Origin of the sequence: Dactylosporangium sp. NPDC048998 (genome assembly GCF_043197855.1) — a bacterium.
GTDB lineage: Bacteria > Actinomycetota > Actinomycetes > Mycobacteriales > Micromonosporaceae > Dactylosporangium.
Window position 1 is genome coordinate 1 of sequence record NZ_JBICTV010000014.1, and the last position, 22,033, is coordinate 22,033.

At 71.2% G+C, this 22,033-nt stretch carries 19 protein-coding genes; 8 read left to right on the top strand and 11 right to left on the bottom strand.

Going from position 1 to position 22,033, the window contains the following annotated elements:
* Positions 1–148: 148 nt before the first annotated feature.
* The 7 genes from ACGFI8_RS27965 to ACGFI8_RS27995 form a co-directional block, all read right to left on the bottom strand.
* Positions 149–2,698, bottom strand: coding sequence for an ABC transporter permease (locus ACGFI8_RS27965; protein ID WP_392809350.1), 2,550 nt, complete (start codon positions 2,696–2,698; stop codon positions 149–151).
* Between the two features lie 5 nt (positions 2,699–2,703).
* Positions 2,704–3,471, bottom strand: a complete 768-nt coding sequence (locus tag ACGFI8_RS27970; RefSeq protein WP_392809351.1) for an ABC transporter ATP-binding protein — start codon at positions 3,469–3,471, stop codon at positions 2,704–2,706.
* A gap of 226 nt (positions 3,472–3,697) precedes the next feature.
* Complete coding sequence (locus ACGFI8_RS27975; RefSeq protein ID WP_392809353.1) at positions 3,698–6,250, bottom strand: ABC transporter permease; 2,553 nt, start codon at positions 6,248–6,250, stop codon at positions 3,698–3,700.
* A 5-nt stretch (positions 6,251–6,255) separates the two neighbouring features.
* On the bottom strand, positions 6,256–7,035 hold the full coding sequence (locus tag ACGFI8_RS27980; RefSeq protein WP_392809354.1) for an ABC transporter ATP-binding protein: 780 nt from the start codon (positions 7,033–7,035) through the stop codon (positions 6,256–6,258).
* Between the two features lie 92 nt (positions 7,036–7,127).
* Entirely contained in the window at positions 7,128–7,802 is a 675-nt protein-coding gene (locus ACGFI8_RS27985; RefSeq protein ID WP_392809356.1) for a response regulator, read from the bottom strand.
* Positions 7,799–9,007, bottom strand: a complete 1,209-nt coding sequence (locus ACGFI8_RS27990; protein ID WP_392809358.1) for a sensor histidine kinase — start codon at positions 9,005–9,007, stop codon at positions 7,799–7,801. Before ACGFI8_RS27990 ends, ACGFI8_RS27985 begins: the two co-directional genes overlap by 4 nt.
* 934 nt (positions 9,008–9,941) lie before the next feature.
* Entirely contained in the window at positions 9,942–10,799 is an 858-nt protein-coding gene (locus ACGFI8_RS27995) for a RecB family exonuclease (protein WP_392809359.1), read from the bottom strand.
* A 70-nt stretch (positions 10,800–10,869) separates the two neighbouring features.
* Between ACGFI8_RS27995 and ACGFI8_RS28000 the strand changes: the two genes are divergently transcribed.
* Genes ACGFI8_RS28000 through ACGFI8_RS28010 form a run of 3 tightly spaced genes read left to right on the top strand, consistent with a single transcriptional unit; the run spans position 10,870 to position 13,572 of the window.
* On the top strand, positions 10,870–12,078 hold the full coding sequence (locus tag ACGFI8_RS28000; protein ID WP_392809361.1) for a site-2 protease family protein: 1,209 nt from the start codon (positions 10,870–10,872) through the stop codon (positions 12,076–12,078).
* Positions 12,075–13,025, top strand: coding sequence for a tRNA (adenine-N1)-methyltransferase (locus ACGFI8_RS28005; RefSeq protein ID WP_392809362.1), 951 nt, complete (start codon positions 12,075–12,077; stop codon positions 13,023–13,025). The genes ACGFI8_RS28000 and ACGFI8_RS28005 overlap by 4 nt, the downstream gene beginning before the upstream one ends.
* Positions 13,003–13,572: a hypothetical protein gene (locus ACGFI8_RS28010; RefSeq protein WP_392809364.1), complete on the top strand. Its 570-nt coding sequence runs from the start codon at positions 13,003–13,005 to the stop codon at positions 13,570–13,572. Before ACGFI8_RS28005 ends, ACGFI8_RS28010 begins: the two co-directional genes overlap by 23 nt.
* Positions 13,573–13,614: 42 nt before the next feature.
* Here ACGFI8_RS28010 and ACGFI8_RS28015 read toward each other — a convergent pair whose 3' ends face one another.
* Positions 13,615–13,902, bottom strand: coding sequence for a ferredoxin (locus ACGFI8_RS28015; RefSeq protein ID WP_392809631.1), 288 nt, complete (start codon positions 13,900–13,902; stop codon positions 13,615–13,617).
* A 209-nt stretch (positions 13,903–14,111) separates the two neighbouring features.
* Between ACGFI8_RS28015 and arc the strand changes: the two genes are divergently transcribed.
* From arc to prcA, 5 genes are all read left to right on the top strand, one after another.
* On the top strand, positions 14,112–15,878 hold the full coding sequence (arc, locus tag ACGFI8_RS28020) for a proteasome ATPase (RefSeq protein WP_392809366.1): 1,767 nt from the start codon (positions 14,112–14,114) through the stop codon (positions 15,876–15,878).
* A gap of 437 nt (positions 15,879–16,315) precedes the next feature.
* Complete coding sequence (gene dop, locus ACGFI8_RS28025) at positions 16,316–17,833, top strand: depupylase/deamidase Dop (protein WP_392809368.1); 1,518 nt, start codon at positions 16,316–16,318, stop codon at positions 17,831–17,833.
* A 45-nt stretch (positions 17,834–17,878) separates the two neighbouring features.
* Entirely contained in the window at positions 17,879–18,094 is a 216-nt protein-coding gene (locus tag ACGFI8_RS28030; protein WP_392809369.1) for a ubiquitin-like protein Pup, read from the top strand.
* Positions 18,095–18,248: 154 nt separating this feature from the next.
* Entirely contained in the window at positions 18,249–19,088 is an 840-nt protein-coding gene (gene prcB, locus ACGFI8_RS28035) for a proteasome subunit beta (protein WP_392809370.1), read from the top strand.
* 40 nt (positions 19,089–19,128) lie between these two features.
* Positions 19,129–19,983: a proteasome subunit alpha gene (gene prcA / locus ACGFI8_RS28040; RefSeq protein WP_392809371.1), complete on the top strand. Its 855-nt coding sequence runs from the start codon at positions 19,129–19,131 to the stop codon at positions 19,981–19,983.
* A 62-nt stretch (positions 19,984–20,045) separates the two neighbouring features.
* Here prcA and ACGFI8_RS28045 read toward each other — a convergent pair whose 3' ends face one another.
* The 3 genes from ACGFI8_RS28045 to rfbD are packed head-to-tail and all read right to left on the bottom strand — an operon-like array spanning position 20,046 to position 22,031.
* Complete coding sequence (locus ACGFI8_RS28045; protein WP_392809372.1) at positions 20,046–20,747, bottom strand: glycosyltransferase family 2 protein; 702 nt, start codon at positions 20,745–20,747, stop codon at positions 20,046–20,048.
* A complete protein-coding gene (locus tag ACGFI8_RS28050; RefSeq protein ID WP_392809373.1) occupies positions 20,734–21,153 on the bottom strand; it encodes a DUF2304 domain-containing protein in 420 nt (139 codons plus the stop codon). Before ACGFI8_RS28050 ends, ACGFI8_RS28045 begins: the two co-directional genes overlap by 14 nt.
* On the bottom strand, positions 21,150–22,031 hold the full coding sequence (rfbD, locus tag ACGFI8_RS28055; protein WP_392809632.1) for a dTDP-4-dehydrorhamnose reductase: 882 nt from the start codon (positions 22,029–22,031) through the stop codon (positions 21,150–21,152). The genes ACGFI8_RS28050 and rfbD overlap by 4 nt, the downstream gene beginning before the upstream one ends.
* Positions 22,032–22,033 lie beyond the last annotated feature (2 nt).

Consider the following 22,033-nt stretch of genomic DNA (forward strand, 5'->3'; position numbering starts at 1 on the left):
GGACGGTCATCGGGCACCGCCGCTACGGCGGCGCGGGCCCGGCCGTGATCCTGGTGCACGGCGGGGGGGGGGGGGGGGGGGGGCCGCCCCCCCCCCGGCCCCCCCCCCCCCCCCCCCCCCCCCCGTTCCCCCACCCGCAGTGCCCGAATCAGTCGTGCGCGATGGCCTGCAGGACGTTGACCCGCGCGGCGCGGATCGACGGCAGCACCGCGGCGATGACGCCGATGAGCGCGGCGAGCACGAGGTACGTCGCCATCTGCGACCACGGGAACGCCATCTTGGTGAAGCCCTCGTTCTTCAGGGCCCGCACCACCGCCGCGCCCAGGCCGGTGCCGACGCCCAGGCCGAGCAGCGCGCCGAAGACCGAGATGACGACCGCCTCGACGGTGACCATCCGCATCGTCTGCGCCCGGCGCATGCCGATCGCCCGCAGCAGGCCCAGCTCCCGGGTGCGCTCCAGCACCGACAGCGCCAGGGTGTTGACGATGCCGAGGACCGCGATGAGGATCGCCAGCGCCAGCAGCACCTGGATCATCGTGAGCAACTGGTCGAACTGCGCCGACTGGGCTGCGACGTACTGGGCCCGATTGGCCACGGAGACCTCGGGGTTGTCCTTGAGCAGGGTGTCGACCTGCCGCTGGACCTCGTCGACGGACGTGCCGGGGGCGACCTTCACGAACCCCCACGCCGGTTGCTGGATGCGGAAGTCCGGGATGAGGTCGGGGGAGACGACCAGGCCCCGCGTGACGTCGCTCTTGCCGTAGACGCCCACGATCGTCACGTGGTGCACGCCGCCGCGGCTGAACTGCATGTCCACGGTCTGACCGAGGGCGAGGTGGCGCTCCTTGGCCGTGACCGGGTCGACGATCGCCTGGTCCTTGCCGGTCCACTGCAGCGTGCCCTGGTCGGCCTTGATCTTGAACATCGCCGCCCACGCCGCCGCGTCGGGCGCCGCCGAGACCGAGCCGCGCTCGTCGCCGATCTTGCCGAACTCCCAGTACTCGCTGGCCGTGCTCGCCACGCCCGGGATCTTCGCCGTCGAGGTCAGCACGGCCGGGTCGAACGTCGCCGGCCCGTTCCCGTCCCCGTCACCGGAGATGATCAGGTCGACGGTCACCTGCGTGTCCGCCTGCTCGTTCAGGCTCTGCTTGGCCGAGGCGAGGACGACGTTGACGCCGGTGATGAGGGCCAGGCCGACCATCAGCGCGGCCGCGGTGATCGCGGTGCGGCGCGGGTTGCGCCCGGAGTTGAGCCGGCCCAGCTTGCCCGGGACCGACCAGGAGAACAGCCGGCCGAGCAGCCCGACCACCGGGCGGGCCAGCAGCGGCGTGAGCAGCGCGACGCCGATGAACGTGACGAGCACGCCGCCGAGGATCAGGAACAGGGTGGTGTTGCCGCTGCCCTTGCCGGCCAGGCCCAGGCCCAGCAGGGTGCCGCCGGCCGCGCCGACGATCGCGCCGCTGATCGTGAGCTTCGTCAGCGGCCGGTCGGGCGTGGCCACCTCCTGCAGCGCGGCGATCGGCGGGATGCGGCTGGCACGCAGCGCCGGTAGTACCGCCGCCACCACCGTCACCAGCAGGCCCACCACGAAGGCGCTGATCACGGCCGAGACCGGCACGCCGACGGAGGCCAGCGCGACGCCGGTGAAGTTGCCGAAGAGCCACGCCAGCAGTACCCCGACGCCGATGCCGGCGGCCAGGCCGAGCACGGAGGCGAGCAGGCCGATGGCGACGGCCTCGGTGAGCACCGAGCCGAGCGTCTGGCCGCGGCTGCCGCCGAGCGCCCGCATCAGCGCCAGCTCCCGGGTCCGCTGGGCCACGATGATCGAGAACGTGTTGAGGATGAGGAACGTGCCGACGAACAGCGCCACGCCGGCGAAGCCGATGAGGATGTTGTTGAAGAAGCCGAGGCCCTGCTTGAAGCTCTCGGTCGTCTCCGCCTGCAACTGCGCGCCGGTCTTCGCCGTGTAGTCGGCGCCGACGACCGCCGCGATACGGTCGCGCACCTGCTCGTGCGTGACGCCAGGCTCGGTCTTGACGCTGATGCTGCTGAACACGTTCTTCTCGCCGAGCATCAGCTCCTGGGCCACCGGCGTGGTGAACGCTACCTCCAGGGCCCCGCCGAGGGAGTCCCGGTTGCCGCTGTACCCGAAGATGCCGACCAGCTTGAACGTCCGCTTCGGCTGCAGGGTGAGCACCCCGACCTCGTCGCCGACCTTGAGCCCGGCGTTCTTGGCCGTGGTCACGTTGACCGCGATCTCGTCGTCGGCGCTCGGCCCGCGCCCCTCGCGCAGCTGCAGCAGGTCGTTGGTGCCGGTCCAGTTCTCGCCCAGCCGGGGCGGGCCGACCGTGGTGACGACCTTGCCGTTCTTGCCGATGACCCGGGCGCCGTCCGCGGCCGCCTGCGCGGACACGCTCGCCACGCCGGGCACCGCCTTGACCTTGTCGACGACGTCGGCGGGGATGTTGGTGGTGGCCCGCGGGCCGTCCATCTCGCCGCCGCCGACCTTCGGCCGGTGGGTCACCTGCACGTCGGTCTTCGCGTACACGGAGGCGAACAGGCTGTCGAACGAGCGGCCCAGGGTGTCGGTGAGCACGAACGCGCCCGACACGAACATCACGCCGAGCACGACCGCCAGCCCGGACAGGATCAGCCGCAGCTTGCGCGACAGCAGACTCTTGAGCGTTGCCTTCAGCATCGGGCTCAGACCGCCCTGTCCGCGTGCGTGTCGAGGCGCTTCAGGCGGTCCAGCACCGCGTCGGCGGTCGGCGCGTAGAGCTCGTCGACGATGCGGCCGTCGGCGAGGAACACCACGCGGTCGGCGTAGGAGGCCGCGTTCGGGTCGTGGGTGACCATGACGATCGTCTGGCCGAAGTCGCGGACCGAGTTGCGCAGGAACGACAGCACCTCGGCGCCCGAGCGCGAGTCGAGGTTGCCGGTCGGTTCGTCGGCGAAGATGACCTCCGGCCGGGACACGAGCGCGCGGGCGCACGCGACGCGCTGCTGCTGGCCGCCGGAGAGCTGGCTGGGCCGGTGCCCGAGCCGGTCGCGCAGGCCGACCGTGTCGATGACGGTGTCGTACCACGCGGGATCCGCCTTGCGCCCGCCGATCGACAGCGGCAGCAGGATGTTCTCCTCGGCGGTCAGCGTCGGCAGCAGGTTGAACTGCTGGAAGATGAACCCGACCTTGTTGCGGCGCAGGTTCGTCAGCCCGCGGTCCGACAGCCCGGTGATCTTCGTGTCGCCGACGTATACCTGGCCCCGCGTCACGGCGTCCAGCCCCGCGAGGCAGTGCATGAGCGTCGACTTGCCCGAGCCGGACGGGCCCATGATCGCCGTGAAGCGACCCTTCTCGAGCTCCACCGACACCCCGGCCAGCGCGTTGACCTGCGCCTCGCCGGAGCCGTAGACCTTCCATACGTCGACCGCCCGTGCGGCCACCTCGGTGCGCGTCGCAACCGATGCAGTCATGTTTTCCCCCTGGAAAATGGTGTGCACTCATCGTCAGGGCCCGGGGGACGCGAAACGTCCGCCCGCGGGGGTAGCCGCCCACGGATTTTCTGCTGGGGAGCGTCCCGGATCCGCACTCAGGGTCAACCCCGATCCGGCCGGCACAGCTTGCTCAGACACCCGGCACGAACAGGGCCGCGGCCACCCGGAGGCGACCGCGGCCCGTGACCGCCGGTGAGGGCGGGTATTACTCGTAGGCGATGGCGCCGAGCACGTTGAGCCGCACGGCGCGCACCGACGGGATGAGGCCGGCCACGCCGCCGACGATCATCGAGGCGAAGAAGTAGGCGATCATCAGGCCCCACGGCAGGGTCACCGCGCCGAAGCCCAGGGCGTCCTTGAGCGCCGTCACGATCGCCGCGCCCAGCCCCACGCCGACCGCCAGGCCCAGCACGGTGCCGAAGACGGTGATGACGACCGACTCCGTGGTGACCATGACCCAGGTCTGGCTGCGGCGTAGCCCCACCGCGCGGAGCATGCCCAGCTCGCGGGTGCGCTCGATGACCGACAGCAGCAGGGTGTTGATGACGCCGAGGACCGAGATGGCCAGGGCGATCAGCAGCAGCACCTGCACGATGACGAGCGCGACGGTGAAGCTCTGCTGGTTGGTCTTGACGTACTCGTCCTTCGTGTACGCCTGGACCTGCGGGTTGTCCTTGAGGATGTCGTTGACCGAGTCCTTGGCCGCGGCCACCGACGCGCCGTCCTGCAACGCGACGTACACCTGCCACGGCTGCGGGAACGAGAAGCCCGCCTGCGCGTCGGCGTAGTCGATGACGATGCCGCCGCCGAGCGTCGTGTCGCCGGTGATGCCGACGAGCTTCAGCGTCTTCTGCGCGCCCTTGGCGAACGTGACGCTGATGGTGTCGCCGAGCTTGAGGTCGCGGTTCTCGGCGGTCTTCTTGTCCACCATGAACTCGCCCTGCTCCAGCCGGTCGATGCGCCCCTGGTCGGCCTTGAGCTTGAGCACCGACACGTACGCCGCCGGGTCGAGGTATGACACCACGTAGTTCGGCTTGCCGTCGATCTCCACGGCGTCGGCGGTGAGCGCGGCGACCGTCTTCGCCTCCGGCAGCGCGGTGATGCGCTGCAGCTCCTGCGGGGTGACTACCGGTGGGAGCTCGCTGGTCTGCTGGCCGAGCACCACGAGATCGGCCTGGAGGTCCTTGGAGACCGTGTCGCCGAGCGCCGTGGACAGCGAGGTGAAGATCGTGCTGATCGCCGTGACGATCGCGATGCCGATCATCACCGCGCCGGCGGTGATCGCCGTGCGGCGCGGGTTGCGCGCCGAGTTGCGCCGGCCCAGCTTGCCCGGCACCGTCCAGGAGAACAGCGACCCGAGCCCGGCGACCAGCGGCCGGCTCACGATCGGCGTCAGCAGCGCCACGCCGATGAGGACGCCGAGCACCCCGCCGAAGACCAGCGACAGGGTCGCGCCGCCGGCGCCGGCCAGACCCCAGGTCAGCGCGCCGATCGAGGCCGCGGTGATGACCGTGCCGATCACCGTCAGGCGGGTCAGCGGCCGGTCGGGCGCGGCCGACTCGCGCATCGCCGCGATGGGGGCGACGCGGGACGCCTTGAGCGCCGGCATGAGCGCCGCGACCATCGTGACGCCGATGCCGATCACGAACGACGCGACGATCGCCGAGATCGGGAAGCCGAGGCCGGCGACCTGGGCGCCGTCGGCGAGGCCGACGAACAGGAAGGCGCCGAGCGCGCCGAGCCCGAGGCCGACCAGGAAGCCGAACACCGAGCCCACCACGCCGATGATCACGGCCTCCAGCAGTACCGAACGGAGGATCTGGCCCCGTGCGGCGCCCATCGCCCGCAGCAGCGCCAGCTCCTGCGTGCGCTGGGCCACGATGATCGAGAACGTGTTGAGGATCAGGAACACGCCGACGAGCAGGGCCACGGCGCCGAAGCCCAGCAGCACGTAGTTGAAGTACTTCAGCACGCTCTTGATGGCCTGGCTGGACTCGTCGGACAGCTCCTTGCCGGTCCGCACCACGAACCCGTCGCCCAGCTGCCCCTTGAGGGTGTCGCGCAGCTGCTCGTCGCTGACCCCCGGGGCGGCCTTGACGTCGATGACGTTGAACTCGTCCTCGGCGCCGAGCATCGACTCCTGGGCCTTGGCGGTGGTGAAGAAGATCGTGCTCTCGCCGGCCATCGAGTCGCGCCCGCCGGTGTACTGCATCAGCCCGACGATCTTGTACGTGCCCCGCTGCTGGTCGCGGGTGATGACGTCCATCGAGTCGCCGACCTTGTAGTTCGCCGACTTCGACAGGCCCTTGTTGATGACGACCTCGTCGCCGGCCGCCGGCGCCCGCCCCTCGACGAGCTTGACGAGCTCGTCCTCGCCGGTCCAGTTCCCGCCGTACTGCTGCCGGGACTGGTTGATCACGATCTTGTTGTTGCGCCCGACCGGCATCGCCCCGTTGAGGAACACCTGGCCGGTGGCCCTCGCCACGCCGTCCATCTTCGCGACCCGGTCCACGGTCGAGGCCGGGAACGGCGTGTTGGCGGCGTTGCCGCCGCCCTGCTGCTGGAGCTGGGACTTCGCCGAGACCTGCACGTCGGTGTACGTGTAGATGTTGGCGAACAGGTTGTCGAACGTGCGCCCGAGAGTGTCGGTGAGCACGAGCGAGCCGGACACGAACATGACCGACAGCACGACCGCCAGGGTCGACAGCGTCAGCCGCAGCTTGCGCGCCAGCAGGCTCTTCAGCGTCGCCTTGAACATGGTGGTCAGGCCACCTCGCCAGCGAGCTCGCCGGGCGCCCTGTCCAGGTTCTTGAGCTTGTCCAGCACCGCTTCGGCGGTGGGATCGCGCAACTCGTCCACGATGCGGCCGTCGGCGAGGAAGATCACCCGATCGGCGTACGAGGCCGCGTTCGGGTCGTGCGTCACCATCACGATCGTCTGCCCGAACTCGCGGACCGAGTTGCGCAGGAACGACAGCACCTCCGCGCCCGAGCGCGAGTCGAGGTTGCCGGTGGGCTCGTCGGCGAAGATGACCTCCGGCCGTGACACCAGGGCCCGCGCGCACGCGACGCGCTGCTGCTGGCCGCCGGAGAGCTGGCTGGGCCGGTGCCCGAGCCGGTCGCCGAGCCCGACCGTCTTGATGACGGTGTCGTACCACGCGGGATCGGCCTTGCGACCCGCGATCGACAGCGGCAGCAGGATGTTCTCCTCCGCCGTCAGCGTCGGCAGCAGGTTGAACTGCTGGAAGATGAACCCGACCTTGGTCCGCCGCAGGTTCGTCAGCGCCCCGTCGGACATCCCGGTCAGCTTGGTGTCGCCGATGAAGATCTCGCCGCGGGTGACGGAGTCGAGGCCCGCGAGCGTGTGCATCAGCGTCGACTTGCCGGACCCCGACGGCCCCATGATCGCCGTGAAGTGGCCCCGCTCGAGCTCGACGCTCACCCCGTTCAGCGCGATGACCTGGGCCTCGCCGCTGCCGTACACCTTCCACACGTCAACCGCGCGGGCGGCGACCCCGTCCCCGGTCGTGACAGTCGTGGTCACGCTCAGTTCCCCCTCGTGCAGTGGTACCTCTTGTGTTGTCCACTTCACGCTAAGGGTGCCCGTCACCCCGTCCCTCGTCCCCGAGAACGAGGTCAGGAGCCGGGGCGGACCAGTCCCGTCTCGTACGCGAGGACGACGGCCTGGACCCGGTCGCGCAGCCCCAGCTTCGTCAGCACGTGACCGACGTGGGTCTTGACGGTCGTCTCGCTCACCGACAGTGCCCGGGCGATCTCGGCGTTGGACAGGCCCCTGGCCAGCTGCACCAGCACCTCGCGCTCGCGGTCGGTCAGCACGCGCAGGTCCCGCGGCGGCGCCGCGTCGGGGTCGGGCAGCGCGTCCGCGAACTTGTCCAGCAGCCGCTTGAGGATCCGCGGCGCGACGACCGCCTCCCCGGCCGCCACGGTGCGGATCGCGATGACCAGGTCGTCGGCGGGCACGTCCTTGGCCAGAAACCCGCTGGCCCCGGCCCGCAGCGCCCCGACGACGTACTCGTCCAGGTCGAACGTGGTCAGGATGAGCACCCGCACGGGCAGCTTCGCGTCGACGATCGCGCGGGTGGCCGCGACGCCGTCCATGCGCGGCATCCGGATGTCCATGAGCACCACGTCGGGCAGCAGCCGGCGGGCCAGCTCCACGGCCTCGACCCCGTCGCCGGCCTCGGCCACGATGTCGAGGCCGGGCTCGCCGCCGAGCACCATGCGGAACCCGGTGCGCAGCAGGGGCTGGTCGTCGACGAGCAGCAGCCGGATCGGACGCGCCTCGGTCAACTCGCCAACTGCCTCTCTGCCGGTACCTCGATGGGGATCCTCGCGTGGACACGGTATCCGCCGCCGGGGCGGGGGCCGGTGCGCAGGGTCCCGCCGTAGAGCATTACGCGCTCGCGCATGCCCAGCAGCCCGTGCCCGACGGCCGCGGTGCCCAGCTGCGGCCCGCGCCCGGTGTCGCAGATCTCGACGGTCACGTCCGCGGGCCGGAACGTCAGCCGCACCTCGACCGTCGCCGCCCCGGCGTGCTTGAGCGCGTTGGTGAGGGCCTCCTGCACGATGCGGTACAGCGTCAGCGACACGCCGGGCTCCAGGGGCCCCGGCTCGCCGTCGACCCGCAGCACCGCGGGCAGGCCGGCCTCCCGGATCTGCTCCACCAGCCCCTCGATGCCCGCCAGCCCCGGCTGCGGCGCCAGCTCGCCGGCCGGCTCCGCCTCGGTCCGCAGCACGCTGAGCAGCCGCCGCATCTCCCGCAGCGCGGTGCGCCCGGTCTCCTCGATCGTGGCCAGGGCCTCGTCGGCCGCGGCCGGGTCCCGGGTCAGCATCCGCCGCGACCCGGTCGCCAGCACGCCCATCACGCTCACGTGGTGCGCGACCACGTCGTGCAGCTCGCGGGCGATGCGCCGGCGCTCCTCGGCCACGGCCTTCTCCGTCTGCGCCCGCTGGCTGGTCTCGGCGGTGCGGGCCCGGTCCTCCAGCGCCGCGATGTACGCCCGGCGCGTCGCCACGGTGCGCCCCACGGTGAAGCACACCAGCGCGCTCATCGTGTTGAACACCAGGAAGATCTTCGCGTCGGGGTAGAAGGCGGTGTCGCCGGTCCGCCCGAGCAGACTGGCCAGCACCATCCCCGGCAACCACATCACCGCCGCGGCCGCGAAGCCGCGCCGAGGCGGCAGGTGCGCCGCCGCCGTGTACGTCAGCACGATGATCCCGAGCCCGCCGTCGACGAGCCGCAGCCCCGCCACGAACGGCACGACGGCGTGCGCCGCGGTCCAGAACACGGCGACCCAGAGCCACTGCCGCCGGATCGCGATCGCCACCAGCCCCAGGGAGTCGTACGCCAGCTGCACCGGCAGGTCCCTGACCCCGAACGCGTCGCGCGCCAGGGTCTCGAGCCCGGCGCTGAAGAGCATCAGCAGGATCGCGAACGCGATGTCCTGGGCGAGCGGGTGCCCCCGCCGGCCGAGCAACTCCTTGACCCTGCGCACGCTATCGACGGTATCGGCTGCGTTGACCGCCCCATTCGTCGCCGCGCCCGAGCCGCTCTCCTCCTCAGGGATGAGCCCCCGCCCCGCAAGGAGGACCATGCGGCGAGCCCGGGTCGGACGCCCGCGCCCACGCCCGGACGACCCGCCCGCGCCTCGTCGCGACTTCCCCGGTGCCGAGCCGCGCCCGAACCGAAGCACCGGACCCGCCCCCAACTCACCGGCGCAGGCCGACGACCGTCGCTCGATAACGCGAAATATCGGATATTTCGGTCTTGTCGGAAGAGGCGGAGGGCGTCGAGCACGTTCGGCTACGCCCGGGCCGCGAAACACCTCGTTCCGCGACCGCCGGCTCGCCGCGGCGGAGGCCGCGCATGCTCTCGGCGTCGCGGACTCGTTCCGTGATCGCCGGGCTTGACGGGGCGAGGCCGCGCGTGTCTTGGCGCCTCGGCCACGTTCGCTGCGCGGTCGCGGACGGAACCCGGGTTTCCGTGATCCCGGAGTGAACGTGCTGCTCCTTGTACGTTTCCACTCCGTGATCATGACGAACCGGGTGTTCGGCCGACGGGTGCTGCATGATCGCGGAAACCTTGTGCTGGTCGGGCCTGGCAAGTTCGGTCCGCCACGCGCTGGCCGGTCGGCGCAGACTGCGGGCGTGGTCGGCGCCGCCCGAACTGGGCTTCGCTGGATGCCGGCGCCCAAACGGCGATCGCACTAAATCGTGATATATCGGAATTTTCGCCCGGGCCCGAGGTGGCGCGCCTGCGCGAGGTCGTCGAGCGCGGGCCGGTTGTCGCGGCCGGAGGCCGCGTGTTCTTGGCACCGCGGACGTGGCAGGGCCGGGGCCGCCCTTCAGGCAGGCCCCGGCCCGGTGTCTCACGGGAGGAACGGTCGTGCGTTGGGCGGACCGGAGTCATCTGCCTCGGATGCGGGGCCGTCAGTCGCGCTCCACGACCAGGTCGGCCGGGTCCTCGCTCGGGGGTGGGGTGGTCTCCGGGAAGGGCGGGGGCGTGCCACCGTATGCGGGGCAGAGGGCCTGGTGGGCGCACCAGCCGCACAGGCGGCTCGGCTTGGGGCGGAAGTCGCGGGTCTGGGTGGCCAGCTCGATCGCCTGCCACAGGGCGAGCAGGGTGCGCTCGAAGCGGGCCAGGTCGTCGGCGTCGGGGGCGAAGTCGCAGACCTCCCGGTCGCGCAGATACATGAGGCGCAGGACCCTCGGCACGACGCCGCGGGTGCGCCACAGGACCAGGGCGTAGAACTTGAGCTGGAACATCGCGCGGGCCTCGAAGGCCTCGCGCGGGGCGCCGCCGGTCTTGTAGTCGACCACGCGCAGGTCGCCGGCGGGGGAGACGTCCAGGCGGTCGATGATGCCGCGGATGACCAGGCGGCCGTCGACCTCGGCCTCGACATACGCCTCGCGGTCGGCCGGCTCCAGGCGGTTGGGGTCCTCGACGGCGAAGTAGCCGGAGAGCAGGTCGCCGGCGGCGGACAGGAACTCGTCGGGAGTGAGGGGGGTGCCGGCGAAGATTTCGGCCAGCTCCGGCTCCTGCTCGACCAGACGCTGCCACTGCGGCGCGACCAGGTCGGCGGCGTGCTGCGGGGTGCGCTCGCCGGACGGGGCGTCGAAGAGGGCCTCGAGGACGGCGTGGACCAGGGTGCCGCGGGCCTGGTCGGGGGTCGGGCGCTCGGGCAGGCGGTCGATGCTGCGGAAGCGGTAGAGCAGGGGGCAGGTCTTGAAGTCCGCGGCGCGCGACGGCGACAGGGTTGGCAGGGCGGAGGTAACGGGCACCGTCATGCCCAAGAGGTTAGACGGGGGGTACGACGAAAACGTGCTTCGAAGCCGCGAGCCCGTAGCATCGGGTGCGATGGACGAACACCGCACGGCATCCGCGCCGGCGACGCCGGCTGCCCGCCCGCAGCCCCGCGAGCGCGGGGCGGGCATCCCGCTGGGCCGGCTGGCCGGCGTCCCCGTCTACCTGGCGCCCTCGTGGCTGCTGCTGGCCGGGCTGATCACGCTCACGTATGGCCAGTACACGGCGAGCCAGTCGGGGCTGCCGTTCACCACGGGGCTGGCGGTCGGGTTCGGGTTCGTCGTGTGCCTGTTGATCTCGGTGCTGCTGCATGAGCTCGGGCACGCCGTGACGAGCCGGCGCAGCGGCATCGGTGTGCGCGGCATCACGCTGGAGATGCTCGGCGGGTACACCGAGATGGAGCGCGAGGCGCCGCGCCCGGGCGTGGAGCTGTACGTGTCGCTGTCGGGTCCGGTGGTGTCGCTGGCGATCGGGCTGGTCGCGGCCGCCGCCGCGGTGGTGCTGCCACCCGGCGGCATCGCCGAGACGTTCGCGTTCCGGCTGGCGCTGTCCAACATCGTGGTCGCGCTGTTCAACGCGCTGCCGGGGCTGCCGCTGGACGGCGGGCGGGCGCTGCAAGCGCTGGTGTGGCAGCTCAGCGGCGACGCCAACGTCGGGCGGCAGGTCGCCGGGTGGGCCGGGCGGGTGCTGGCGCTGGCGACCGCCGGGATCGCGCTGCTGCTGTGGCAGTCCCCGTTCGTGCACGGGTACTTCGGCATCCTGTTCACCCTGCTCGTCGCCCTCACCATGTGGGTCGGGGCCGGGCAGGCGATCCGGCACGCCAAGGCGGCCGCCAGCCTGCCGACGTTCAGCGCCCGCGAGCTGGCCCGGCCGGTCGTCGCGGTGACCGCCGACACGCCGCTGTCGGAGGCCGACCGCATCGCGTCGGCGAGTGCCGAGCGGTCGCCGGTCGTGGCCGTGGTCGACGGCGGGGGGAGCCTGGTCGGGTTTGTGCACGGCGCCTCGGCGCGCGCGGTGCCGGCCGAGCGGCGGCCCTGGGTGCCGATCGGCGACGTGACCCGGCGCATCGACCGCGATCACGTGCTCGTCGGCGACCTGCGCGGCACCGACCTGCTGATGGCGATCAGGGACGACCCGGGCGGCGACTACCTCGTGGTCACCGGGGAGGATGTGCACGGCGTCCTGCGCGGCGCCGACCTTGTCTCCCTGGTGGCCCCGACCCGGCGGCCGCGCAGGCCGACCGTCCGGAGGAACAGCACGTGACCGTGGAAAGCCCCGCCCACACCCCGTCCGCCGTCCGGAGGGGCCCCTTCCGCCCGGGCGACCGGGTCCAGCTCACCGACCCGAAGGGGCGGATGCACACCATCGTGCTGGAGGCGGGCAAGGAGTTCCACACGCACCGCGGGCGGCTCGCCCACGACGAGCTCATCGGGGCGCCGGACGGCAGCGTGGTCACCTCCACCGGCGGCACCGCCTACCTGGCACTGCGCCCGCTGCTGTCCGACTACGTGCTGTCCATGCCGCGTGGCGCCCAGGTGATCTACCCCAAGGACGCGGCCCAGATCGTGGCGATGGGCGACATCTTCCCCGGCGCCCGGGTGCTGGAGGCCGGCGCCGGCTCGGGCGCGCTGACCTGCTCGCTGCTGCGCGCCGTCGGGTCCGAGGGGACCGTGACCTCGTACGAGATGCGAGAGGACTTCGCCGCGATCGCCCGGCGCAACGTGGAGGCGTTCTTCGGCGGCCCGGTGCCGGGCTGGACGCTGCGGGTCGGGGACGTGGCCGGCTGTGAAGATGCCGGTTTTGATCGGATAATCCTAGACATGCTCACGCCGTGGGAGATCCTTCCGCTCGTCTCGCGGGCGCTGATCCCCGGCGGCGTGTTCATCGGATATGTTGCGACCACGCCCCAATTGTCGGAGTTGGTGGAGGCCTTGCGCGAGGATGGTGGGTACACCGAACCTCGAGCGTGGGAGAGCCTCGTGCGCGACTGGCATGCGGAGGGCCTGGCCGTGCGGCCCGACCACCGCATGATCGCGCACACGGCGTTCCTGGTCAGCGCCCGGAAGCTCGCTCCCGGGGTGACCGCACCGCCGCGCCGGCGCAAGCCGAGCAAGGGGGCCGAGGCGTACGCGGCGCGGCGGTTGGCGGCCGCCGCGGCCGCCCGGGCAGACGAGGAGGCCGAAGGGCATGAGCCGACCGAGCTTCAGTGACCTACCCGCGGTCTTTCCCGACTGGTCGCCGTACCCGGACCTCGAGTCGGCGGCCCGGGCATACCTGCGCGATCCGGACATCGCGTTGGATGCCCTGTCCGGTGTACTTCGAGGTCAGAGCGTTCTGGGCTTCACCCTCGAGCGGTTCGTCAACGACGTCAACGGCGTGTGGCAGGAGGTCGTGGTCTGCGACGGCAACCGGCTGATCCTCTGGCACGGCGAGGACATCCCGCCGGAGGAAGCGCCGCCGGGCTCGATGACGTCGTCACTGCGGGTGGTGGCCCTGTCCGCGGTGACCGAGGTCGGCTGCCGGCGGCGGATCAGCCGCAACCCCAACGGCACCCACCGGGTCGACAGCGTGGACGTGTATCTGCTGCTCACGTCGCTCGACGAGGCCAACGTGGCGGCGGAGGAGGCCGGCTCGGTGATCCGCCACGACGCGCTGCGCTTCGGCAAGACCCTCGACGACGGCGGTGCGGGTCAGATCGCCCGGCTGGAGGAGTTCGCGCGCCTGGTCAGCTCGCTGGTCGGCAAGCCGATGCTGTAGTCCGGGGCGTAGCTGGGTGATCGGGCGTGGCCAGGCGTGAGATCACTCGGCGTCGGGGCCCGCGACGGGAGCGTCGTCGGACCGGCGGTGCACATGGATGCAGTCGCCCGGGCACTCCTTGGCCGCGTCGATGACCTCGAGCCGCAGGTGGGCGGGCACATCGACCCGGCTGCCGGGCGCCAGCCGCAGCTCGCCGTCCGGGCCCTTGACGTAGGCTAGACCGTCGACGTCGAACTCGAAAACCTCCGGCGCGTATTGCACGCACAGGCCGTCGCCGGTGCACAGGTCCTGGTCGACCCACACCTGCAGGATGTCCTCGGAAGTCTCCACGCTCACAGTCATGACGCTACCCGACGCCCCGCGAACCGTGCAGGGGGCCGTGACACACACCGCAGGGGCCCGGAAAGGGTGCTGGATAGGGCACTGGAAGCATCCCGGATTTGTAAACACCCTATGGCGCACGTGTTCGAGGGGGCCCGAACCGGCGATCAGCAGTTAGTGTTAGAGCACAACGTTCAAAGCCCCCGGGGAGGTGGGACGTGGCACGCAGCGACGACGCGGAGACGCGCGCCGCACGATGGGAGAAGGACGCCCACGATCTCTCCACGCAGGTCGCGTTTCTTCAGGAGGAACTCGCCCTGGTGCGGCGCAAGCTGACGGAGACTCCGCGACATGTGCGACAGCTCGAGGAGCGGCTCGCCGCAGCGCAGGCGCAGATTGCCCGGCTGACCGAAAACAATGAGCGGCTCGTGGCCACCCTCAAGGAGGCCAGGGCCCAGATCGTGACGCTGAAGGAGGAGGTTGACCGCCTGGCACAGCCGCCGAGCGGTTACGGCGTCTTCCTCGCCCGCCATGACGACGGCACTGTCGACGTCTTCACAGGTGGGCGCAAGCTGCGCGTGGCAGTCTCCCCGGCGATCGAGACCGAGGAGCTGCGCCGAGGCCAGGAGGTCCTGCTCAACGACGCCCTCAACATCGTCGACGCGCTCGGGTTCGAGCGGGCCGGCGAGGTCGTCATGCTGAAGGAGGTCCTCGAGGGCGGCGACCGGGCTCTCGTCATCTCGCACGCCGACGAGGAGCGGATCGTCCACCTGGCACACACGCTCGCCGACGCGCCGCTGCGCGCCGGCGACTCGCTCATGATCGAGCCGCGCTCGGCGTACGCATACGAGCGCATCCCGAAGAGCGAGGTCGAGGAGCTGGTCCTGGAGGAGGTGCCCGACGTCGACTACGCCGACATCGGTGGCCTGTCTCCGCAGATCGAGCAGATCCGCGACGCGGTGGAACTGCCCTTCCTGCACGCCGACCTGTTCCGGGAGCACAAGCTGCGCCCGCCCAAGGGCGTATTGCTCTACGGCCCGCCCGGCTGTGGCAAGACCCTCATCGCCAAGGCGGTGGCCAACTCCCTGGCGAAGAAGATCGCCGAGGTGCGTGGCGAGGAGAAGCGGACCAGCTACTTCCTCAACATCAAGGGTCCGGAGCTGCTCAACAAGTACGTCGGCGAGACCGAGCGGCACATCCGGCTGATCTTCCAGCGGGCCCGTGAGAAGGCCAGCGAAGGCACGCCGGTCATCGTGTTCTTCGACGAGATGGACTCCGTGTTCCGCACCCGCGGCTCCGGCGTCTCCTCCGACGTGGAGAACACGATCGTGCCGCAGCTGCTCAGCGAGATCGACGGCGTGGAGGGGCTGGAGAACGTCATCGTCATCGGCGCGTCCAACCGGGAAGACATGATCGACCCGGCGATCCTGCGCCCGGGCCGGCTCGACGTGAAGATCAAGATCGAGCGGCCGGACGCCGAGGCGGCCAGGGACATCTTCTCGAAGTACATTCTGACCGACGTACCGCTGCACCGGGACGACATCGCCGAACACGGCGACTCGGCCGAGGCGACGGTCGCGGCCATGATCGACGCGGTCGTGCTGCGGATGTACTCCGAGACCGAGGAGAACCGCTTCCTCGAGGTGACCTACGCCAACGGCGACAAGGAGGTCCTGTACTTCAAGGACTTCAACTCGGGCGCGATGATCCAGAACATCGTCGACCGGGCGAAGAAGATGGCGATCAAGGACTTCCTCAGCAGCGGCCAGAAGGGTGTGCGCCTGCAGCACCTCCTCGACTCGTGCGTCGACGAGTTCCGCGAGAACGAGGACCTGCCCAACACCACCAACCCCGACGACTGGGCCCGCATCTCGGGCAAGAAGGGCGAGCGGATCGTGTACATCCGCACGCTCGTCTCCGGCGGCAAGGGCGCCGAGGCCGGCCGGTCGATCGAAACCGCCACCAACACCGGCCAGTACCTGTAAGCAAGCACCACCCCCGAGAGCGGGCGGCGACCACCCGGTCCCGCCCGCTCCGGCTTTCCAGGCCCCCGGCCACGCCCACGCGAAGCTCTGTGTAAGAAGTGGCTGCGATGGCATGCGATGGCAGCCACTTCTTACACACAACCAGTGCCCGCCTCGGCGCCCGCGCGAAGCGCGCCGCAGGCGCCACTGCGAGACGGTGAGGGAGGCAGGGGCGCGCAGCGCAAGTAGAAGGTGTCCGCGGAGCGGGCATGGGGGGTCCGGGGTGGGAACCCCCCGGGCTGCGCCCGCGCGGAGCGCGCGCCAGGCCAGAAATCAACCCGGTGTGCCCCGCGCCGCAGGCGCCCGCGGCGGTGTCCCCCGCGCGGAGCGCGCGCCAAGCTGGAAACTGGCCCGCGCGGTGTGGGCCGGGTGACGGTCCATACGACTAGGGTTGTGGCATGAGTGTGCGGCGCGTGATGGGCACCGAGGTCGAGTACGGCGTGTCCGTGCCCGGCCAGCCGGGTGCGAATCCGATGGTCACGTCCTCCCAGGTGGTCAACGCGTACGGGGCGCGGCCCGAGCTCACCAAGGGTGGGCGGGCCAGGTGGGACTACGAGGAGGAGTCGCCGCTGCGCGACGCCCGCGGCTTCACCTACTCCGGCGCGCTGTACGACCCCGCCGAGGCGCTCGCCGACGAGGACCTCGGGCTGGCCAACGTGATACTGACCAACGGCGCGCGGCTCTACGTCGACCACGCCCACCCGGAGTACTCCACGCCCGAGGTGACCAACCCGCGCGACGTGGTGCTGTGGGACAAGGCCGGCGAGCGGGTGATGGCCGAGGCCGCCCGGCGCGCCGCGACGATCCCCGGCACGCTGCCGATCCATCTGTACAAGAACAATACGGACAACAAGGGCGCCAGCTACGGCGCGCACGAAAACTACCTGATGCGCCGGCAGACCCCGTTCGCCGACATCGTCATGCACCTCACCCCGTTCTTCGTCACCCGGCAGATCGTCTGTGGTGCCGGGCGGGTCGGCATCGGCCAGGACGGCTCCGGTCCGGGCTTCCAGCTCTCCCAGCGCGCCGACTTCTTCGAGGTCGAGGTCGGGCTGGAGACCACTCTGAAACGTCCCATCATCAACACGCGTGACGAGCCGCACGCCGACGCGGACAAGTACCGGCGGCTGCACGTCATCATCGGCGACGCCAACCTGTCGGAGATCTCGACGTACCTGAAGGTCGGCACCACCTCCCTCATCCTGGCGATGATCGAGGAGAAGGCGCTCTCGGCCGACCTGGGCATCGCCGACCCGGTCACCGAGCTCAAGGCGGTCAGCCACGACCCGTCGCTCAAGCACCTGATCCGGATGCGCGACGGCCGGCGGCTCACCGCCCTGGACATCCAGTGGGCGTTCTACGAGCGGGCCCGGGTCTTCGTCGAGGAGCGGCAGGGCGCCGACGCCGACGAGATCACCCTCGACGTGCTCGACCGGTGGGAGGACGCCCTGGACAAGCTCGGGCGCGACCCGATGCTCTGCGCCGGCGAGCTGGACTGGGTGGCCAAGCTGCGGCTGCTGGAGGGCTACCGGGAGCGGGAGTCGCTGGGCTGGTCGTCGCACAAGCTGCAGCTTGTCGATCTGCAGTACTCCGACGTGCGCCCCGAGAAGGGCCTCTACCAGCGGCTGGTGGCCCGCGGCTCGATGGCGACGCTGTTCGCCGAGGAAGAGGTCCAGCGCGCGATCATCGAGCCGCCGGACGACACCCGGGCCTACTTCCGCGGCCGCTGCCTGGCCAAATACCCCGCCGAGGTGGTGGCGGCCAGCTGGGACTCGGTCATCTTCGACGTGGGCCGCGAGTCCCTCGTGCGGGTGCCGATGATGGAGCCCGAGCGAGGGACCAAGAAGCACGTCGGCGCGTTGTTCGACAAGTGCCCGAGCGCGAAGGATCTGCTGGAGGCGATCACTTCCGGGTAAGTTCGATGCAGCGGTACGTATGGTGGTCCCCGAGGAGGATGAGGCATGGCTACGAGGGATACGGGCGGGCAGTCCCAGTCCGGCAGGTCTCGGCGTGACGAGGAAGAGGACGTCGCCGCGCCTGAGGTCAACCCGGAGACGGCCGAGCGGGTCGAACAGCTCGGCGAGGACGTCGACGACCTCCTCGACGAGATCGACTCCGTGCTCGAGGAGAACGCCGAAGAATTCGTCCGCGGATACGTGCAGAAGGGCGGCGAGTAGCCGCCGTTTCACCAGGCCGCCCGTCCGGTGACGCCGGGCGGGCGGCGCCTGTTCGCCCACAGCGTTGTGGCGCGCCGCTTGTAGGCGTCCCCGCGGCGTATTGTTGGCCCACCACAGTCGATCACTCCGGTCGAAGGTCGAAGGAGGAGCTCCGTTGCCGACGGGTCTTGACCACTCAGGGCGCCTGCCCGCCGCGTTTCACGCCGCCGGGACCTCGTCGTTCAGCGAGTTCCTCTCCGAGGTGGCCCCCGAGATGCTCCCTGGGCGGCGGCCGCTGCCGCCGGGGATGGCCGCCGACGTGAGCGCGCACGCCACCACCATCGTCGCGATCTGCTGCGCCGACGGCGTGCTCATGGGCGGCGACCGGCGCGCCACCATGGGCAACCTGATCGCCCAGCGCGACATCGAGAAGGTCTTCGCCGCCGACGCCTACTCGCTGGTCGGCATGGCCGGCACCGCGGGCTTCGGCCTGGAGATGATGCGCCTGTTCCAGGTCGAGCTGGAGCACTACGAGAAGATCGAGAGCAGCATGCTCTCGCTGGAGGGCAAGGCCAACCGCCTGGCCAGCATGGTCCGCAACAACCTCGGCGCCGCGATGCAGGGCCTCGCCGTCGTGCCGCTGTTCGCCGGCTTCGACCTGGACGCCAAGAGCGTCGACAAGGCCGGGCGCATCTTCAGCTTCGACGTCGCCGGCGGCGTCTACGAGGAGCGCGGCTACGACTCCATCGGCTCCGGCTCGCTGTTCGCCAAGTCGTCGCTCAAGAAGCGGTACCGCCCAGGCGTGACCACCGAGGAGGCCGTGAAGCTCGCCATCGAGGCGCTCTACGACGCCGCCGACGACGACACCGCGACCGGCGGGCCCGACCTGCTGCGGGGCATCTTCCCGGTCATCATGACGGCGACCGTCGAGGGCACCCGCCGGTACTCCGACGACGAGACCCGCGCCGTCGCCGAGCAGATCATCGCCGAGCGCGCCGAGAACCCCGGCTCCTGAGTCCTTAGCCCTCCCACCAGCAGAAGGAGAACTCGCCACCGTGGCCATGCAGTTCTACGCCTCGCCCGAGCAGATCATGCGGGACCGCTCGGAATACGCGCGCAAGGGCATCGCCCGTGGTCGCAGTGTCGTGGTGCTCAGCTACGAGGGCGGCGTGCTGTTCGTCGCCGAGAACCTGTCGACCGCGCTGCACAAGGTCAGCGAGATCTACGACCGGATCGGCTTCGCCGCCGTCGGCCGCTACCCCGAGTTCGAGAACCTCCGCTCCGCCGGCGTGCGCCTCGCCGACCTGCACGGGTACTCCTACGGCCGCAGCGACGTGACCGGCCGGCAGATCGCCAACGCCTACGCGCGCACCCTGGGCGCGATCTTCACCCAGGAGCAGAAGCCGTACGAGGTGGAGATCTGCGTCGCCGAGGCCGGCGCCACCGCGGCCGAGGACGAGCTGTACCGGATCACCTACGACGGCTCCGTGCAGGACGAGCCCGGCCTCGTCACCATGGGCGGGCAGTCCGACGCCATCTCCGGCGCCGTGAAAACCCGCCTCCGGCCCGACCAGACGCTCGCTGAGGCCCTGAAGCTGGCGGTCGAGGGTCTGGCCAGCGTCGGCGGCGAGGGCGGCCAGCCGCGCAAGCTGGCGGCCAACCAGCTGGAGGTCGCGGTCCTGGACCGCAACCGCCCCGGCCGCACGTTCCGCCGCCTCACCGGCCTGGCGCTGACCGCGATCCTCGAGGACACGTCGGCGACGAAGAGCCCCGACGTGGAGGGCGGCCTGGAGGACAAGCCCCAGCCGCCGGCCTCGCCGGGCACCCCGGCCGACAACGCCTCCGGCCCGGCCGAGCCCGCGGAGTCGCCGAAGCCGGAGGAGGGCTCCGGTTCGACCGCGTCCGAGTAGGCGGGCGCGCAGACGCGACAGGCCGGGCCGCGGTGGCCCGGCCTGTCTTCGTTGTCGTACCGTCAAGCGCGGATGATGGCCAGCAGGAGCACGATGAACGCGCGGCCCAGGTAGATCGTCGCCTTCACGGGGGAGTTGCTCGGCGTGCCGGCCATCCGGGGGCGCATCGCGACCGGGATCTGGGTGACCTTGTAGCCGTTGCGGGCCACCCGGACCAGGACCTCGATCGTGTCGCCGAGGTACTCGGCCGGATACCAGTGCGCGAAGAACTCGATCAGGCGCCGGTTGCACGCCCGGTGGCCCGACGTCGTGTCGGTCAGCCGCGTCCTCGACAGCCGCGACAGCACCGCCGAGAGCATCTTCATCGCCCACTTGCGCGGGCCCTTGACGCTGTAGCCGCCCTCGCCCGCGAACCGGGCGCCGATGACCAGGTCGTGCTCGTCGAGCGCGTCGACGAGCTTCGGGATGTACCGCGGGTCGTGCTGGCCGTCCGCGTCGACCTGGATGGCCACGTCGTAGCCGTGGTCGCGGGCGTACCGGTAGCCGGTGCGCATCGCGCCGCCGACGCCGAGGTTGAACGGCAGCCGGGCGACGATCGCGCCGGCCGAGGCGGCCCGCGCGGCGGTGTCGTCGGTCGAGCCGTCGTCGACCACGATGATGTCCACCGACGGCAGCTCGCCGTGCACCTCGCGCACGACGTCCGCGATCGAGGCGGCCTCGTTCCAGGCCGGGATGATGATCAGGACGCGCTTACCGTTGACCATCCGGGGCCACCTCCTCGGCGGACGGGTCGGCCGGCTCCTGGACGGCCGAGTCCTGGGCCCAGTCCTTGGGTCGAGGCCGGCCCAGCTCGCTGCGCAGCAGCGCGAGGTCCTCGGCCAGCGTGCGTGTCTCCTCCTCGAGCCGGCTGACCTCCCAGCTCAGGTGCACGGTCACCAGCAGCAGGAAGACGATGCCGAGGAACAGCACCAGGCTCACGCCGGAGAGGATGCCGAGCGCCTTGGCCAGATTGTCGGTGAGGAACGGGAAGAACGCCAGCGGCACGATCAGGACGCTGACGGCGAGCCACAGGATCGCGTACTTCTCCTGCAGCTGCCGGCGGCGCAGCAGTTCGACCATGAACGCGAGGACGGCCAGCGCGGTCAGTCCGGTCACGATCGTGAGCTTCACCGCGGTCCTCCTTCCGGTCGGGCGGCGAACGCCGGGTCGGCGAGCGCCGCGGTCAGCATGTCACGCCACGGGCGCATCGGCGCCAGGCTCGCGGCGGCCCAGCGGTCGTGGCCGAGCACGCTGTACGACGGGCGGGGCGCGGGGCGAGCGTACGCGGCGCTCGTGGTGCGCCGCACGCGGGCCGGGTCGTGGCCGGCCTCGGCGAAGACGGCCTCGGCCAGCCCGTGCCACGAGGTCTGGCCGGAGGCGGTGGCGTGGTACACCCCGCCGGGCGCGCCCTGCAGGGCCGCGCCGGCCAGGGCGACCATCCGCTCGGCGAGGTCCCGCGACCACGTCGGCTGGCCGACCTGGTCGTCGACCACCTCGACGTAGTCGCGCTCGCCGGCCAGGCGCAGCATCGTGCGCACGAAGTTCTTCCCGTGCGCGCCGTAGAGCCACGCGGTGCGCACCACGTAGCCGGTCCCGGGCAGCGTGCCGAGCACGGCCCGCTCGCCGGCGAGCTTGCTGCGGCCGTACGCGTTCAGCGGCGCGGTCGGCGCGTCCTCGGCGTACGGGCTGGTCGCGTCGCCGGCGAACACGTAGTCGGTGGAGACGTGCACCAGCCGCGCCCCGGTCGCGGCGCAGGCGGCGGCGAGGGCGGCGACGGCCGTACCGTTGACGGCGGTTGCGCCCGCTTCGTCCGATTCCGCGCCGTCGACGTCGGTCCAGGCGGCGGCGTTGAGGACCACGTCGTGCCCCTCGACCAGGTCGCGGACCTTCGCCGCGTCCGTGATGTCCAGTTCGGCCCGGGTCGCGGCGGTGACGTCCCGCCCGTCCAGAACGTCCAGCAGATCGTGGCCGAGCATGCCGCCGGCCCCGGTCACCAGGAAACGGGTCATGG

Excerpts from the sequence above, each read along its gene's own strand:
- dop (WP_392809368.1), top strand. The coding sequence starts at position 16,316 with ATGAGTGTGCGGCGCGTGATGGGCACCGAGGTCGAGTACGGCGTGTCC.
- ACGFI8_RS28030 (WP_392809369.1), top strand. The coding sequence starts at position 17,879 with ATGGCTACGAGGGATACGGGCGGGCAGTCCCAGTCCGGCAGGTCTCGG.
- ACGFI8_RS27965 (WP_392809350.1), bottom strand. The coding sequence starts at position 2,698 with ATGCTGAAGGCAACGCTCAAGAGTCTGCTGTCGCGCAAGCTGCGGCTG.
- rfbD (WP_392809632.1), bottom strand. The coding sequence starts at position 22,031 with ATGACCCGTTTCCTGGTGACCGGGGCCGGCGGCATGCTCGGCCACGAT.
- ACGFI8_RS28000 (WP_392809361.1), top strand. The coding sequence starts at position 10,870 with ATGGACGAACACCGCACGGCATCCGCGCCGGCGACGCCGGCTGCCCGC.
- ACGFI8_RS27975 (WP_392809353.1), bottom strand. The coding sequence starts at position 6,250 with ATGTTCAAGGCGACGCTGAAGAGCCTGCTGGCGCGCAAGCTGCGGCTG.
- ACGFI8_RS27995 (WP_392809359.1), bottom strand. The coding sequence starts at position 10,799 with ATGACGGTGCCCGTTACCTCCGCCCTGCCAACCCTGTCGCCGTCGCGC.
- ACGFI8_RS27970 (WP_392809351.1), bottom strand. The coding sequence starts at position 3,471 with ATGACTGCATCGGTTGCGACGCGCACCGAGGTGGCCGCACGGGCGGTC.
- ACGFI8_RS28010 (WP_392809364.1), top strand. The coding sequence starts at position 13,003 with ATGAGCCGACCGAGCTTCAGTGACCTACCCGCGGTCTTTCCCGACTGG.
- ACGFI8_RS28045 (WP_392809372.1), bottom strand. The coding sequence starts at position 20,747 with ATGGTCAACGGTAAGCGCGTCCTGATCATCATCCCGGCCTGGAACGAG.